Consider the following 16,786-nt stretch of genomic DNA (forward strand, 5'->3'; position numbering starts at 1 on the left):
TGATACTATGGGAGAGGGGTTACATCCCCAGCATGTATGAGACTTTTATGAGAACGGCCCGGTTTCTTTCGCTCCATTCGCGCAGGACATCCCGGTCATCCAGGTTGTGATCGTAAGTGACGTCAAAGCCCTGATCATAGACAAAGTAAATATCGCTGCCGGGGCGGAAACGGTAATTCAGCAATACGTTTACACTCGCCTGTTCGCGGTCATTATTCCACTGGGCGAATAGTTTGACATAAAAGTCCGTGGAAAATGAATAGATCAAGCGGTTGCTCAATACCTGAATATTGAAGTTGCCCTGGGGTAAGCGCAGCCAGTTGACTTCGTAATCTGTTTCAATAGAAAGTTTTCCAGAAGGCGTGAAGGTATTTTCGAGTGAAAGTTTATATCGCTTGCCCGTGTAATAGTTGCCGATCTCAATATCGAACTCGGGGCGGACTTTCCGCGAGCGACTCGGATAGGGGCCGGTTCTGAATTTTGTAAAATTGTATGTGCCGTGTGGGATAATTATATCTGGTCGTTTTTTCGATGGCTTGAACGTGCGCTCGACCACGTCGTGCGTTCGCGCAAATTCTACCCGATACCAGTCTCCGGCATTGAACCGCGTATAAGTAGATACCTGCAAATCCCAGAATTTGATTTTATTTATTGGGTCACTGGGATCTGTAAAGAGCCGAAACCTCGGTCCAGTGGAAATATAGCGAATGAGATTCGTATTGGCAGGTATTCGCGCTCTGAATTGTGCCTCGTATCGCCTGAGTCTCTTCAATCCTGCGCGGCGGTTGACAAATCCGGCTTTGGGTAGAAAATGCTCTCCGATATCGACGTATTTTAGGGTGCTGGAATAAACACCCCCCGAATAGGTGCCCTGTAAAAATCCCGCATCCCCTGTCTGGGCGTTTTCAGCAGAATCCCAGGTTTGTGCGTAAAATCCCTGGAAATTGAGGGCATTGGATGGCGAAAAACTGAAATCAAGCCCTGCAGCGCGGTTGTATTGATCCCAACCCGCGCCTGGAATAGGGGTTTGTTTGTTCACAATAATTGCACCGATATTTGATCGTCCCAGCACATCGTGCTTCAGGCGCAAGACCGAAAAATTGCTGCGCTGAACAAATGTATCATCCTGAAGCGTTTTGGAATCCGTCAACACATTCAATGCGCCAATGCTCGTCTTGCCGGCTTTGCCCGCCAGTTTGCTGCCCAGGAGAATGGGTACGGGTTCCCCAGATTCCAGGCCGATTCGGCGGCTGTAAAACAAAATCGTAGGAGGTCGGCTGTCCCCACCGCGTCTCGTGGCGGCTTCTCCAAAGTCAAAGAGGGTGGATCCCTCCAGGAAGAATTCTCGCTTTTCGGGAAAGAATTGTGAGAATTGCGTCAGGTTTACTTCCTCCTGGTCCCCTTCAACCTGGGCAAAATCGGTATTATAAGACAGATCCAGTATCATATTGGGCGTTAAGCCGTATCGCACATCCACACCCGATTCAAAAGAGGTTTGAGCAGATGGGTCTTCTGCCTGCAAATCTTTTACAGCACCGGGCAATACATAGGGTTTGATCTGAAATACGCGGCGGGTTTTTAAGGATTTTAGTCCCCTGAGTTCTGCGAGGTCTGTGGTGCGATAGCGCTGCGTTGGTGATGTCGATCTTTGTCCGATCATCAGTGCTGTCGATTCGGTTTTGCGGGCAATAAATCGCGCCAGGTTAATGCCCCATACCGCATCATCTTCGTCCTTAAATCTCAGTTGATCAAATGGTATCGCCACCTCAACCGACCACCCTTTATCGTCCCGGTGGCCTTTGGCTTCCCAGATACAATCCCAATCGTCGTTGTAGGTGCGGCCTTCCCGCGATAGGAGCAGATCGCGCTTTGCGCCCAGAGAGTTGACGAAGAAGAATGCGCCGGTCTGACGGTCGTTATAAGTGTCCAGAAGAATTTGTACATTGTCATCGCCCCACAATTGCGAATCGCGCCGCATGTTATTTGCCACGATTTTGTTTGGCTCGGAATCAAAACATTCAAATCCGAAATAGATTTTTCTCTGGTCGTAAATAATACGGGCTGTTGTGCGTTCGGTGCTCGGTACCCAGTAGCCCGGATCGCGCTGGACAAAGCCCTCGATGGGTTTTGCATTTTGCCACGCAGGGTCGTCCAAACGCCCGTCCATTTTGGGACCTTCATCCACGCGGGTGGCATAAACAGCGCGCGGTGCATCGTCAGAAGTCTGTGTGGTGACAACGCGAATGCGATCCGATACCTTTACGGGTGAGCCGTTTTCTTCGACTACGCGAGCTACGAGCACATTGTCGTCGAGTTTTTTGATGACCTGAAGCGTTGACCCATTGTCCATCTGCAATTGGCTTCCCAGGGATGCCGCCCCGTTGAGTCCAGATACATAAGCGAGATCGCCCGTGATTTCTTTGACAATACCGGCTGTGTCATCACTATTAGCCGATGGCGCGCAAATCGCTATACAGAAAAGCCCAAGCAAGCACGCTCTGATCATATTTTTGCTCCTGGATAGTGTTAGGAGTCGGTGATCGGTATTTATTACTCAATGCTTCGCTACGGGGATAGGAATAGAGGTATGTAGGGGCGGTGCCCCCGTGCCCGCCCGTGTTGAAGCATCTGGCCCCAAGTAAGAACTTACTTACTTATACATAATGTAATAAAAAATAAAAATTCCGCATCTTTTTTTGTAGAGGCGTAAGGAGGATTCAGTACATATTGTCTTTTGTCGTGATCGGACACCACCGGGCGTTAAATAAGGTGTGGAATAATATATCTCGTGCAGCAGGTGTGCCGATCCGCTGCAATACATAAGTAGCGTAAAAACGGTTGTAGCGATTTTCGTCTTCGAGCATTGTCGCCAGCGATTCAACTGCAATATCGCCCGATTCTCCAAATTTTGCGAGGGTGAGGGCTGCGTTGCGGCGCACGCGATAGTCTTCATCGCCAAGTGCCTGTGTCAGGTTGGAGAGTAGTTCTGGGGAGAAATCGCCGATTGCGCCCAGTGCTTCGATCACATTGCGGCGCACCCACCAGTGATTGTCTTTTATCGCCGTTCTTAAAACGGGTGCAGCAACAACGGCGTTTGATCCGATATGTCCCAATACATTGGCAGCGACCGCTCGTATCCACCAGTGATTGTCTGATAATGTTTCTGTGAGGGCGGCGACTGCGGGTTCTCCTATGGTTGCGAGGGATAGAGCCGCGCATCCGCTCGTGGGATTTGTTCCATGGGCATTGTCCGGTGTTTTTGCTTCTGTTTCCTCAATTGTTGCCAGTGTTTCTTCTCGCATGGCGGCGATGAGTTCAGGTACGGCTTCTTCGCCAAATTCAGCGAGTTTATACGCCGCGTCCAATCGTTCACATTCCGGTCCATTCTGTAAGTCTTGAATCAAGTTTTTCAGATTGCGCTGTCGCGTGTCGCGTTCTTTTTGCGTGTTTCCGCACATCCAGTTCCATACGTCCTGTGAAATAGCTGGATGCCGATCTTCAATGCCGGGGGACCACGCGCGACTCTGGTGATCCCAGGTGGGTTTTTGCGGTTCCTGTGTGCGCGCAAATTGGAATTTCAGCATGTATCGTTTTTTGGTACTTATATTTTCGGTTGCGCGGTGCCAGGAATCGAAGTGGATTAGAGCTACGGTGCCCGCAGGTCCACAAAATGCGCGGGCTTTTTCTTTTGTTTGTACGGGATCTACATCGCTGATGGTTTTGTATATTTGCATGCCGGGCAATACGCCCGAAGGTCCCATATCCTCAGTTGTGTCCTGTGGAAAATAAAAAGCGAGCAGCCAGTAGAATCTCGGGTGCCGCAAATTGTGATCATATACATAACAGTCTTTATGCCATCGCTGTCCGTTTCGTCCCGGGGGATTCAGGTGACAATGTCGATGGGGGTTCAAGATGTATCCCGGTCCGAGTAAGCTGGTCAGTGCTCCTTTCACATTGGGGTGTTCAAACACCTGCCCGATCTGCGGTATCCGGGGCAATATGTTATTGCCGGGGTTGCCCTCTTTTTCAAAGACGGCCTCGATCTGATCGTAGATATTTGCGTGGAATGAGGGCGGATAATCCGCGTGGACTGTCATGCATCCATCCACGATAAATCGCTGTACCTTTTCATCATTCAATAACTGCATTGGATCAGCCATGGGGCCTCCTTAGCTAAAAATTTCCACAAATTTCGCAACGCTCGCCCTGAATCCGTCTTCAAAAGTGCCGCCTTCGGGGCGATAGACGCTTTCGTAAGAGATTGCGCCCGCATACCCGTCGCGTTTGAGCGCGTTTGCAATGGGTTCCAGGTATGGCGCGACATCGCCTTCGCCCAGGGGATAGAATCCAACGGTGGCACGCGCAATATCGGCTTTTGCGTCTTTGATGTGAATATGGCCGATATAATCGCGAATTTCATTGTAGGCATCGGGGAAGGGGATATCCGTACAGTACATTGTGTTGGGAATATCCCATAGGAGTTTGAGGTGGGAGCTACCCAATTCGTCGATCAACTTTCGCGCCAGAAAGCCCGATGTTATCATGGCATTATTACCCGTTTCAACGACGAGTGTCACGCCTTCTTCTTCGGCTATTTGGACGGGTACAGCCATCAGTTTCACCAGTTTGTCCCAAGCACCAGCGGTGACAATCCAATCTTCTGCGCCGTTGTACCCAAATAGGATCATTTCTTTTTTGCAACTCATGATTCTGACAATATTTGTCCCGAGGGTTTTGGCAAGGGCAATGCACCGCCGCAATCCCGATACATGGTCCTCAAATGTGGTATCTCCTATCTCGGTCTGCAATACGGGCAAGCCGCCAAAGTTGTGCCGCGAGATGCACGAGACTTCCATGTCGTGCTGATCCAGTAGTGCCTTTATGCGCGCCACTTGCCCGGCGTCGTGATCTCCCACTTCTCGATCCCATACAAACTGGAGTTCTGGATATCTCAGGCCATATTCCGCCATGACATTCAATGCGTGTTCAAAATCTCTGCTGATTCCATCTGTAATTACACCGAGTTTCACTGTAAGCTCCAATCTCGTCTTACCGTTTTTTCACTTCAATATCCAGCATGTTTTCAAAAATTTTGATGATGGCCCAGTTCGCTTCTTCGGGGTTTACGCTGATGCCCGCTTGAAACCACTCTGCAGCCGATGAGAGCGTGAACAGTGGCACGCCACATTCTCGTCCCAGTGTTTTTGCGATTCCGAGGTCTTTGTACATTGTGCCAATGCGGCTTTGGCCCGCAAAATTTCGTTCCAGGATGTTTTGCGTTGTGTCCCGAAATAAGAAGCTGCCGACCACGCTCGTGTTGATGACTTCGTAGAGGGTCTCGGCTTTTACACCGGCTTTTACGCCCAGTGCCAGGGTTTCGAAGATGCCCGCATAGGTTACACCTGTCAAGACGGCCAGACACGCTTTCACGGTTTGTCCGACTCCGATTTCTTCGCCGACGTGGTAGATATTTTCTCCGACTGCGTTGAGAACTTCTGTCGCGTCCTCAAAAACATTCCGCTGTGCTGCTACCATCATTGTCAGTGTGCCAGCCGCTGCGCCGGGTGCGCCACCGCTTACCGGGGCGTCTATGACGCGAATGTCTCTCTCTTTTAAGGATTGCGCGATTTCGACCAATTCCGATCGCAATATGGTTGCGGTACAGATAAATGTCGATCCCGGTTTCATGCCGTCCAACAAGCCATTGTTTAAGATTGCTTTAATTTGATTGCCGTTCATGACCATGACGAACACGAAGTCTGTGCGTTCGCCTACTTCGCCTACATTTTTGGCTGCATAAGCTCCCCGCTCGACAAATGGTTCCAATTGTTCGGGGCGCAAATCATACACGACAAGCTCATGGCCGTTCTTCAAGATGTTCGCCGCCATCCCACTGCCCATATCTCCGACACCGATTAGCCCAACACGCGCCATTTTTTTTCCTTTCGCATTTAAATTTAGTTTGCTAATTAACAATAAACTACGAAACGCTATTGGTCAAACTTACACTACAGGAGGTTTACAATGGACAATATATATCTGAGATGGTGGGGGTGTGGTGCTTTCGACATTCTCTCTGAGGATGTCAATATCGCCATTGATCCGTATCTTTTCGGTGATAATCTAAAAGAGGCTGAACCTATTTACGATTATATTTTTATTAGCCACGAACATTTTGATCATTGTCACCCCAAAACCCTGACGAAATTGTGTCGGGGAGATCGCTTTAAAAAACTCTTTGTCAATATCGGTTGTATGACGCCAAATGAACCTGTTGACGAAAATTATGGCGACGCGGCTTTTTCTCGGGATTTGCCCATTAGCAAGCATATACCCGAAGAAAAAATCCAGGTGCTCTTTCCCAAATATCGCACCGATGACATGCGCATTTTTCCCGGTCCCTTTTCGTGCGACCTGGGCGCTGTGCGGGTAGAAGCTGTTGAAAGTGGTGAAAATGCGCGGCCCGATTTACCCACCTGTGGTTATTTAATCACATATATCGAGAAAGATATCTCGTTCTATCACACCGGGGATCTTCACGCGACCTACCCTGCGCTCGGCAATCTGAAGGGCCGTGTGGATTATCTCATCCACATGAAAACGGGGCTGAAGAACTGGTCTGTGTTTTCAAGTCTTCTCGATCTCGTGCAGCCCCGATTTTTGATTCCAACCCATTATCGAACAGATCGCAAAACCGATCCTGTTCCCGAAGGACATTGGCCTCCCGATGTTACGGATGCGAATGCTTTTATCGAGAGCATCCGCGAGCACGCTGGCGACCGAACCCAAATTTTGCCTTTCACTGCTGGCGTTCAGTACGAGATTGAATTGCCCGAAAAAAAAGTTGTGTGGGCGTGGGATTGGCACAATACATGGACTGTGCCCCCGTGGCGAGAGGGATAGATCCCTGTTTTTATTCAGGGTCTTTCAACTGATATGCAATCGCGTAAAATGCCATTGAGTTACCCGTGCGATTTGGCTCGCTCCGATGCCAGGTGTAATTTGTGAAGAAGAGGCCGTCACCCGGTTTCATTTTGACCAGGACTTCATCGGAGTAATCGATCTGATCCAGGGGGATGCGGTGGCGCTTAAAGGGTTCATAGGTTTCTTCGCCATTCACACGGGATTTTCTGAACATCGGCGGGTCGTCGTAATAAGATTCGTGTGGCACGAGTTTCCAGCCGATATGGCTGCGCGGCATGACCGATAATGCGATGGCGTTTTTTCCCACTTCTTGCATCGGGATCCAGCAATTGCACCCCAATTCGGGATCGATTTTCCAGTACCACGAGTCCTGGTGAAAATAACTGCATCCACCTTGCTCAGTGTCAATCCATCCGTGTTTAACCCCTATCTGATCTGTGAAGAGTTCCACATCGCCTCCCAAAACTCCCGCCATCGCATTTGCCATATTGCAGTGTTCTGCGACTTTAGCAAATACTGCTTCTTCCAGGCCCGGACGTTGAATGCCCTTGGGCACTGGATCGCCTGATGTGGCGCGGTATATTTCGGGATTGAGGACTTGAAATCTGCCCTTTTGCCAATCTGGCGGATGATCTACTATTTTCCGTACTCGCGCCCAGGCGTTCGCCATGAGTTCGGCGGGGATCAATCCCTCCACATGGCAGTATCCCTCTTCTCGATACTGTTGGATATGTTGTTCGGTGACTGTGCTCATTCTTTTTCCTTTCAGTCGCTTATCCAGTGTCGGAACAGGGGTTTTGCGTTTTCTGGCAATTCCTCGTAAACCTGGCGGGGTACAGGTTCCTGATCGTTGTCGGTCAAGCCGGTTTCATCCACCATCATTTTGCGCTCTTCAGACCCGGGCATCAATACGCGCGTGTTCAACCACCAGGGGGCATAGCGAACGACAACGGATACCCGGTCCTCTTGCGATTGATTGGGGGCGGTTGCGTGCCATATCCGACTGTCCAGCACGAGGACACTTCCCGCCGGACCCGTTGCATTCATCTCGGTTGAATAAGGTTCGAGCGGATCTACATCTATATTTCCGGTTGGATTATTCGACCATCGGTGGCTGCCCGGCACGATCAATGTGCCGCCATTCTCATGGGTAAAGGGAGATAACATCCACAGGGTTGTGATATGCATTACCGCATCTGGATAAGGTGCAAGCACATGCGCGGCGTTGATCTGATTGAACGGCCAGTCTGCATGCCATCTGCCCCGTGGGTTGTCTCGGCGGTTGATGGTCGCTGAGACATAAGACACTTTGACAAAGGAGCCAAAAAGAGCTTCGAGGATAGCCATCAGCCTTGCGTCTGCGAGATAGGGCGCGAGGGATTGGTCATAGCGTATAAATCCCGGCACGTGTCCGATGCCCTCTTTTGCGGCCTTTGCTCTGCCGTGTATCCCGGTCGAATGCCATACGTGATCGCGTATGGCATCTATCTCATTTTCCGGGATTACGCCTTCTATTACGGTCCAGCCATCTCTGCGGATTCGGTTTAGATCGGTATTTAAACTCATAGCGCATCCATTTGGTTATATGTCAAATATGATGATCTGCCGGGCGACTTCACCTGCGATCAGAGCCTTAAACGCATCGTCAATATCATCTAAGGATATATTGTGTGAAATCATTTCGTCGATCTTGAGATTGCCCATGAGATACATATCCACATACCGCGGCATATCCACGCGAAAGCGATTGGACCCCATGCTCGATCCCTGAATTTTGCGCTCGCGCAAAAAGTTGTGTCCTGTAAGTTCAATTTTAACGCCCTGGGGAATCATGCCAATTATCGTGGCGGTGCCGCCTTCTTCGAGCATATAAAAACACTGTTCCGCAGTCTGTTTTAAGCCGACGGCTTCAAAAGAGTACGCCACGCCTTTTCCGCCGGTCAGATCCATAATTTGCTCAACGGGGTCGCCATCATTGGCATTGACCAGGTCTGTCGCGCCCAATTCTCGGGCCAGTTGCAGTTTGGAAGAGACGGTATCTACTGCAATAATACGCCCTGCACCGCCTATTCGCGCACCCTGTACAGCACTCAGGCCAATGCCACCGCATCCGACAACGGCTACTGTGCTGCCAGCCTCTACTTTGGCGGTGTTGAGCGCAGCGCCAACGCCGGTTGTCACACCGCATCCGATCAGGGCTGCTTTGTCCAGTGGCATGTCTTCGCGGACTTTGCATACCGCATTTTCGTGTACCAATAGCTGTTCTGCATAAGAGGCGAGGTTTGCAAATTGGAAGAACGCTTGATTATCCTGGGATAGGCGCGGTTTATCTGTCTCTTTGCGCTGTGTCGATTCCCTATCTTCACATAGATTTGGACGTCCGGTGGTGCAGTAGCGACAATGTCCGCAAAAAACCGATAGACAGGTGATTACGTGGTCGCCGGGTTTTACATAGGTCACGTCTGGCCCGACCGCCTCTATAATGCCCGCTGATTCGTGGCCGAGCACGGCAGGTAGCTCGCAGGTATAAAGTCCTTGCTGATAATGAACATCGCTGTGACAGACTCCTGCGGCGGCGGTACGAATCAATACTTCGCGCCCGATTGGATCGGCAATTTCGACATCTTCTACACTTATTGGCTGATGTGCTTCGCGCAAAACAGCGGCTTTCATTGTGGACCTCCTGTTATGAATGCGAATCTACGAATCAGCGAATCTACGAATCTACGACAGAGTTTGTAATAATTTTGGGTGGTGGAGCGGGGTTCGTCTATTCGTCTATTCGTCTATTCGTCTATCGACCTTCTTCTTCCCAGCGGCGAATCACAATTTTGGGATCGAAATAGGTGTTGTTCGGATAAAAATCGGGCAGCGATGAGCGATCCCCCTGTCTCGCACCTTCCAGATGCAATAGTGCGAGTGGTAGCGCGGTATCGATATTCGTTTCGCCTTCCCGACTATCTGAGACAATCAGGCCATTCACCTGATATTGCCGCAGCAATTGTTCTCCGAGAGAGGTGGCGGACTGCAATAGCGCATTATCGCCTGTTGCCGAGTGGAGTTCCAATAAACCGAATAACGCGCAGGCGTCGTTTTGTCCTTTGTTTACCCACGCTTCATCACTTGCAGGCGAACCGCCAGATCCAAAATCCACAGGCGCGTTTAAGTCGCCCCAGCCCATCCCCTGGGCTGTGGAAAAGGCTATTTCTCGAAAACGATCAATGCCGGTCAGATGGTATGCCCGCGCGTAAGATAAGAACATCAGGCCATTTGCAGGGACTTTTCTCAGCTTTGTGGGCGGACAATAGCCGATTGCTTCATTGCTATTTTCTGGATAGAGGCGGGTGCCGTCATTGATTGCGGGATAAAAGCTGTGGTCGTTGATATTGTAACAGTGGGTTGCCAGGGCTTCTAAATCCGCGGTTACTACATCGAGAAATGCTTTGCCCTTTTCATTGCCCAGGACCTCCGCAGCATTGAGAAAGGTGACGGCGGCTCGTCCGTATCGAACCTGGACCACGTTATTGGTGATAACTGTTACTTCGTTAACATCTGTCCGCTCGCTAAACGGTGATTTGAATGACTCTCGCACCCGACAGGGATCTCGATGATTAAACTGATACCCCGCTAATCCCGTCTCGGGATGCCGGATTTGATCATATCGGGAAAGTAGATGGTTTGCCCATCTCAAAGGTGTTTCATCGCCTGAGAGCGCGTGTAGTATTGCCCCGCTCAGGATTAAATCGCTTCCCGTGTTGACAAAGGAAAGCGCGGTGTTCTCCACTATTGGCAATGGGCCTCCTTCAAATTCTGCATCCCACTTTTCACGCCACGCTTCGTAAATTCCGTGTCGGTTAAAGAGCAAGGTGGACCATTCCCAGATATGCGCGTGCCAGACCGCTTTGACAAAGCGGCGCATGCGTTCGGGATGAACTTTATATAGGTACGCATAATGCGGATAGACGCATTTCATTTCGTGATTGCCCAGCACTGGCGCATCTGTCAACAGATCGTAGCTGGTATGGCCGCCCCAGTAGAATAGGTCAGATTCTATATCGTGAATTTTATCCAGCGCATAGCCAATCCATTCATCTGCCCGTTTGTGGTATTTGTCCTGCGCGGTCAACGTTCCCAATGCATCCAGTGCCCGCAAAAAATTCTGCTGACACGCGAGATTGGAAAGCATATTTCCTTCCCAGATCAGCGGCTGCGAGGTCGATAGGTCGAGGCCGTCTGCCAGCATTGCACTGTTTTTGTGTGTGCAACGCGCAAATACTTCCTGTACGTGTTTATCTACCGCATCGATAAATCCCATGATTGCCCTCCTTGTCTTGATTCAAATAATTATAGCTCCAACAAACAAAATATCAAAGTGCTCTTACATCCGCTCAACAATCGACTTGACATTGCCGCCCACAGCAAGCATAAATACGTCTCACTTCTTAATTTACTAACTACTTTTGGAGGTCATATGTTAAAAGCCGGATTTATCGGAGCTGGGGGGCGCAGTCAGGGCGCGCATTATCCAAATGTCCATCGCCTGGAGCGTGATGTCGAGATGTGCGCGGTTTGCGAACTCGATGAAGAACGCCTGGATCAGGTTGCGAAAAAATACGAGTTTCCGCAAGTATATACAGATCACAAAAAGATGCTCGGCGAAGCCGATCTCGATATCATCTATTGCGTTATGAATGAAAAATGGATTTTGCAGACGGCTATTGATTGCATGAATGCGGGCAAACACATTTTTATTGAAAAGCCACCTGGCGCCAATCTCGAAGAGACCGAGCAATTGCTCGAGGCGGCGGTGTCCAACAATGTGTTTGCTATGGTTGGGTTCCAGCGGCGCTATACCGCGGTTACGCGCGAGGCCATGCGTGTCGTAGCAGAAAAAGGTCCCGTTTCATCTATTGTCACGACATTCAACAAGCAAATGCTCGGTGGCGATGGCAAAGAATTTACTTCTACTCTGTGGAATGACGTCTGCCATATTGTCGATCTCACGCGCTATATGGCCGGGAGTGAACCCGTGGAGGTGTCCGCCTATCAGGACAAATTTGGTGGGGAGAGCTATAATAATTACACGGCTCTCATACGTTTTGAGAATAACGCGGTCGGCACCATCCATGGCAATCGCGCTTCTGGTGGGCGCGTGTTGCGCTCTGAACTGCACGGTGTGGGTATTGGGTGTTATATGAAGATTCCCCAGGAGATCGAGATTCACGAAGACAATCAGGTGCGTACCCTGGGGGGATGGGAAGTTGATGGCGTGGAAGAGGATGATGTCGCCAGTTACGAGGGTGTTTTGACGATGCACCAGCATTTTGTCGATTGTATCAATAAAAACGAGGTGCCTCACAACGACCTGCGAGATGTTATCCATTCCATCCGTCTGGTGGATCAGCTCGAAGCTAAGGAGTAAATGTGCTCGGGTGAGTCAACCAGTTCGCCCGCGGCCTCCAATACCTCAATCCCAGCATCCTTTTTGTACGCATTTTCGCTGATATATCGCCGCCAGGCTTTTGCACCCGGCATGCCGGCAAATAGCCCTATGAGATGTCGTGCTATATGGTGCAAGCGCGTACCGCGTTCGAGTTGGTCGGAGACATAGGGCAGATACGCGTGCAGGATTTCGTGTCGAGATGGTATTGGGCGTGTTTCGCCAAAGAATCGATGGTCGGCATCGGATAGAAAATAGGGGTTTGAGTAGGCTTCCCGCCCGACCATCACGCCATCGACACGCGCCAGATGCGCGGCGGCTTCGTCGAGCGATGTAATTCCCCCGTTGATTACGATATCCAGATCTGGAAAGTCGCGTTTGATGCGATAGACGATGTCGTAAGATAATGGGGGAATTTCTCTGTTTTCTTTGGGACTCAGGCCCTGAAGCCATGCTTTGCGCGCGTGAAACGCAAAGATACGGCATCCCGATTCGGCAACGGTCTGGACAAAATGCACCAGTTCCTGGTAAGAATCGCGATTGTCAACGCCGATTCGCGTTTTCACGGTTACGGGAATATTCACCGCGTCGCGCATTGCGCCTACACCATCGCGCACCCGTTCGGGTTCTTTCATCAAGTACGCTCCAAAAAGCCCCGATTGCACGCGGTCGCTCGGGCATCCCACATTCAGATTGATCTCATCATATCCCCAGTCTTCACCCACTTTGGCGCACTGTGCGAGGTCAGCGGGGTCGCTTCCGCCCAATTGCAGGGCTATGGGGTGTTCAATCGGATCAAATCCCAATAAACGCGTGCGGTCGCCGTGTATGATTGCGCCGGTGGCAACCATTTCGGTGTATAGCAAAACCCGTTTGGTGATCAGGCGCAGAAAATACCGCTCGTGCCGGTCTGTACAATCCATCATGGGCGCGATTGAAAATCGCCTGCTGTTTCCAATAGCCATATAAAAACTCAACAAAAAAACGAGTCGATTACATGGGCAACCGACTCGTTTTGGATTAATACCAGTGTTTATCACGCATAGGCGGAAAGCCCGACTTCACTTGCATTGACAATACTGGGGGCTGCCTGTGGGGGATTGTCGCCGAGGAAGGGCAACACACCGTCCGGATCTTGCCAGGCGCCATAGCCATTCAGAACACCAGCAACATTTGAGGCCGCCAAAATGGCCATTCCCGAACGAGTCCATATTGTCGCCGATGCAATATGCGGTACAATGACCACATTGGGCAACTCTTTAAGCCCGGGTTTCATCAGGGGTTCGTCTTCAAATACATCGAGGCCGACTTTGAAATCGGGATGGGTTTGGCAGTGTGCGACCAGTGCGACTTCGTCGATGACCGGGCCTCGGCTGGCGTTGATGAGTATCGCATTGTCCTTCATCAGTGCAAGACGCTCGGTGTTCATCAAGTGGAAGGTGGTGTCATCCAGTAGTGGATGTAAGCTGACCACATCGGCAACTCTCAACACGTCTTCGACCGAGTCCAAACGCCGACAGGTTATGGGTTCATCGCCTTGAGCTTTTAAGAATTCGCCATAAGCCGCGATATAATTTTCCATGTATTCATTGGGGTACGGGTCAAAATAAACCACGTTCATCTTGAACCCTTCGGACATCATTTTGGCATAAGCACAGCCGATGCGACCAGCGCCAATTACGCCGACTGTTTTTCCGGTCATCAATTCGCCCAAATAAAGCGTAGGCAACCAGCCGTGATATTTTTCGGCGCGCATAAAAGCGTCGGCTTCGATTACCCGACGCGCTGCTGAAAAGGTGAGGGAGACGGCCATTTCCGCGGTGGTCTCGGTCAATACACCCGGCGTATTGCCCACCGGTATGCCGTATTTTGTCGCTACGCCAACATCTACATTATTGTATCCCACGGCATAGTTGGAATACGCTTTGCCTCCCGCATTCTTGAGGGCGGTAAACAGTTCTTCACCCCACTTTTCCGTCAATTGTCCGATTACGCCATCGCATTGATCGCCGATTTTGTCTTTGATTTCTTCGACACTCAAAATTTCTGTGGATGTGCCAATCTCTACGCGGCAATCAGCAGCGGTGAGTATCTCAAGCCAGCGGTCGCCGGGCAATTCTTTGGTTACGACTACGCGCTTGCTGCCCGATTCGTTGTGTGTTCTCCAGTCATTGGTGCTCAAAATACATCCTCCTTAAATTATGCGTTTTATTCAGAAAATTGCGAATGCGAAATATAACTAATCAAAGCGTTTGTTTCAAGTAATTCTCGCTGTACGGAAAAATGAAACGCGAGGTTTTGATTGTCATTGCGGCATGGTTTTAGCCGCAATCCAGAGGTTGTAATTGTAGCATGGCCCCTGCTTAAGGCATGCTTTAGCCGCTACACACAGCATAACGCCAGTAATCCAGTCTATTAGATAAAACAAATACTACGACTTGCCCAGTCGAGTGGCCTCAGTCTGTACAGCCTCCGAGGCACTTTTTACTTTTTCAACGAAGGGTTTCATCGTCGCTTCCATCTTTTTTTGTAACTCTTCGAGAGTTTCGGCCAACTTTTGGAAACATTGATATCTACGATCAGCAACTTCAATCCGAATCTGTTCTATATCAGCACGCCATTGGGCTTCTCGCTCTCGGCGGTGTTCTTCGTGGGCGTGAATCAACTCACGGATATTGGGTGTCGCACCATCAACGGCCAATAGTAGCTGCAGGAAAGAGGTAGCACGGTCTCCCACCAGCTTTTGCGATTGTACATTTTGTAAGATAGATTCTGCTTGTTGCCTCAGGAGGCTGGATAGCTTTTCGAGGTGCAGGATAGACTGCTGAAGCAAAACAGTGGATTCATCGGGCCAGAGTATTTTCTTCCAAGAGGGTATATTGTTTAGTTGGGCTTGTGCGCTGGCGATGTGCGCTGACAGGTCACTGAGGGCAGCGTCCAGAAGTTCTCTCGCTTGTGCAGGTTCGAGCGCGTATTCATCTCTACGCTCTTGGATTAAAGCATTTTGTTGTTGCTGGAGTTTGTGTTTGCGACTTTCTACGGTTTGGGCGAGGCTTTTTTCTTCGCTTTCTACCGTACGTTCATACTGTTTCTCGGCTTCTGCTTGTGCGACAGTAGCCTTCTCCTTCGCTTTGCCCTGTATCTCTTCGTACATTTGTAGCGCGTCTTGGAAAGGTTTCTCTTTGACGGCATTACTGGCCTTACGACCCCCTATGGCACCTCCAATGCCACCCAATAAAGCTCCGATGGCCGTGCCAACGCCCGGAAATATAGCAGAGCCAATAGTAGCCCCAAGCGCAGCCCCAGCGGCTCCGCCACCCCCTGTCCCCGCTACGTCCAACCCAAAATTCTTCATGGCATTAGCTACATCAGTATCGTGATTTTTTAAAAGTTTGATTTCTCGGAAACCGGAAAGAGCTGCTGTGATAAATGGGATGCCTCCCACATCTACATTCTCCAGAAGTGCATCGCTTACCCCTTCGGCATGCTCCAGCATATCAGCATGCGACAAGGCGTTATCCACCAGGACGATATTCTCTTCCCCTAATTCCACCACTTCGTTGAGTTGTTCGAGAGAACCGGCTGCGTCAAGATGAATCGCATTGTCGGGTATTCCAGCCATGTCTCCGGGTACGATAACAGGGATATCGGGATACGTTTCAAAATGATCGGCGAGGGAACTGAAATCGCTAACGGTTTTGATATTGACGGCATGTTCTCCGTTCAATATTAGATCATATCCCGGTTGGTTAGACAGACCAGGCATCTCTACCTGCATGCCTAACTCCTCCAGATGCTGACCAACAATGGGTTCAGCTAAATGGCCCATTAGCTTGTTTAAGGCTCCTTCCGGAAGTGCTTCACCTATCTCGGCTGAATCCCAACTCGAAAGATAATTACGCAAGTCGCCGATCGAGTCGAGTTGATCTCCGGCAAGTTGTCCCATCGCCGTGTACACATGTTCGTCTATTTCCAGCAGATTCTCAAGGGGCTCCTTACCTAACCAGGCACCCTGCACAGCCGCAGTAATTGCAGCATAGGGATCTTGAGGCTGTTTAACGGTGAAGTTGGGTATGGATGGTGGAGGCGTAGCGGAGTTTGGAAGAGAAGAAGGGGGTAAATCATTCGGTTCATTGATGTCAGAATCCGAAGAAGAGGCAGAATCCTGGTCTTCTAATTGAGATTTGGATTGGCCAAATCGCTCAACCAGTACCAAAGCCCCGAGGTCGCGTGGTGTACGCACAGATTGTGCCTGGTCGCTTACGTCCTTTTTCAGGAAATATTTCCGTCCTACTACTATGCCACCAACGATTGCCAATGAACCTAATGAATATAAGACTAAGACGATTTCCATGATATCTTCTCTATTTATACAAAAATGACAATTGCCATTCCTGTCGTCACGCCTGCATGTCTTAAGCA

The 16,786-nt window shown here is 50.0% G+C and carries 13 protein-coding genes; 2 read left to right on the forward strand and 11 right to left on the reverse strand.

The window, feature by feature from the left end; genetic code table 11:
• Positions 1–19: 19 nt before the first annotated feature.
• The 4 genes from F4Y39_00290 to F4Y39_00305 all read right to left on the reverse strand — a co-directional run bounded on the left by F4Y39_00290 (position 20) and on the right by F4Y39_00305 (position 5,934).
• Positions 20–2,506 (reverse strand): carbohydrate binding family 9 domain-containing protein, encoded by a 2,487-nt coding sequence (locus tag F4Y39_00290; protein ID MYC12141.1) that lies wholly within the window; start codon positions 2,504–2,506, stop codon positions 20–22.
• 211 nt (positions 2,507–2,717) lie between these two features.
• Positions 2,718–4,160, reverse strand: a complete 1,443-nt coding sequence (locus F4Y39_00295; GenBank protein ID MYC12142.1) for a hypothetical protein — start codon at positions 4,158–4,160, stop codon at positions 2,718–2,720.
• 9 nt (positions 4,161–4,169) lie between these two features.
• A complete protein-coding gene (locus F4Y39_00300; protein ID MYC12143.1) occupies positions 4,170–5,030 on the reverse strand; it encodes a sugar phosphate isomerase/epimerase in 861 nt (286 codons plus the stop codon).
• A gap of 19 nt (positions 5,031–5,049) precedes the next feature.
• Positions 5,050–5,934, reverse strand: a complete 885-nt coding sequence (locus F4Y39_00305; GenBank protein ID MYC12144.1) for an NAD(P)-dependent oxidoreductase — start codon at positions 5,932–5,934, stop codon at positions 5,050–5,052.
• A 90-nt stretch (positions 5,935–6,024) separates the two neighbouring features.
• Between F4Y39_00305 and F4Y39_00310 the strand changes: the two genes are divergently transcribed.
• Positions 6,025–6,903: an MBL fold metallo-hydrolase gene (locus tag F4Y39_00310; protein ID MYC12145.1), complete on the forward strand. Its 879-nt coding sequence runs from the start codon at positions 6,025–6,027 to the stop codon at positions 6,901–6,903.
• Positions 6,904–6,913: 10 nt separating this feature from the next.
• Here the strand turns inward: F4Y39_00310 and F4Y39_00315 are convergent, their stop codons facing one another.
• From F4Y39_00315 to F4Y39_00330, 4 genes are all read right to left on the reverse strand, one after another.
• Entirely contained in the window at positions 6,914–7,678 is a 765-nt protein-coding gene (locus F4Y39_00315) for a phytanoyl-CoA dioxygenase family protein (GenBank protein ID MYC12146.1), read from the reverse strand.
• Between the two features lie 11 nt (positions 7,679–7,689).
• The gene (locus tag F4Y39_00320) at positions 7,690–8,490 is read right to left on the reverse strand and encodes a phytanoyl-CoA dioxygenase family protein (GenBank protein ID MYC12147.1); all 801 of its coding nucleotides are present in this window, start codon (positions 8,488–8,490) and stop codon (positions 7,690–7,692) included.
• Positions 8,491–8,505: 15 nt separating this feature from the next.
• Complete coding sequence (locus tag F4Y39_00325; GenBank protein MYC12148.1) at positions 8,506–9,597, reverse strand: Zn-dependent alcohol dehydrogenase; 1,092 nt, start codon at positions 9,595–9,597, stop codon at positions 8,506–8,508.
• A gap of 121 nt (positions 9,598–9,718) precedes the next feature.
• Positions 9,719–11,239, reverse strand: coding sequence for a hypothetical protein (locus tag F4Y39_00330; protein ID MYC12149.1), 1,521 nt, complete (start codon positions 11,237–11,239; stop codon positions 9,719–9,721).
• Positions 11,240–11,395: 156 nt separating this feature from the next.
• On the opposite strand from F4Y39_00330, the gene F4Y39_00335 reads away from it, so the two are divergent.
• Positions 11,396–12,346, forward strand: coding sequence for a Gfo/Idh/MocA family oxidoreductase (locus F4Y39_00335; protein ID MYC12150.1), 951 nt, complete (start codon positions 11,396–11,398; stop codon positions 12,344–12,346).
• On the opposite strand, the gene dusA is transcribed toward F4Y39_00335, so the two are convergent.
• The 3 genes from dusA to F4Y39_00350 form a co-directional block, all read right to left on the reverse strand.
• Positions 12,325–13,329, reverse strand: a complete 1,005-nt coding sequence (dusA, locus tag F4Y39_00340) for a tRNA dihydrouridine(20/20a) synthase DusA (protein MYC12151.1) — start codon at positions 13,327–13,329, stop codon at positions 12,325–12,327. The genes F4Y39_00335 and dusA overlap by 22 nt on opposite strands.
• Before the next feature lie 71 nt (positions 13,330–13,400).
• Positions 13,401–14,549 carry a D-glycerate dehydrogenase gene (locus F4Y39_00345; protein ID MYC12152.1) on the reverse strand — a complete coding sequence of 383 codons (1,149 nt, stop codon included), beginning with the start codon at positions 14,547–14,549 and terminating at the stop codon, positions 13,401–13,403.
• Positions 14,550–14,795: 246 nt separating this feature from the next.
• Positions 14,796–16,718 carry a hypothetical protein gene (locus F4Y39_00350; GenBank protein ID MYC12153.1) on the reverse strand — a complete coding sequence of 641 codons (1,923 nt, stop codon included), beginning with the start codon at positions 16,716–16,718 and terminating at the stop codon, positions 14,796–14,798.
• Positions 16,719–16,786 lie beyond the last annotated feature (68 nt).

The organism is Gemmatimonadota bacterium (assembly GCA_009838845.1).
In the GTDB taxonomy this organism is placed as follows: Bacteria; Latescibacterota; UBA2968; order UBA2968; family UBA2968; genus VXRD01.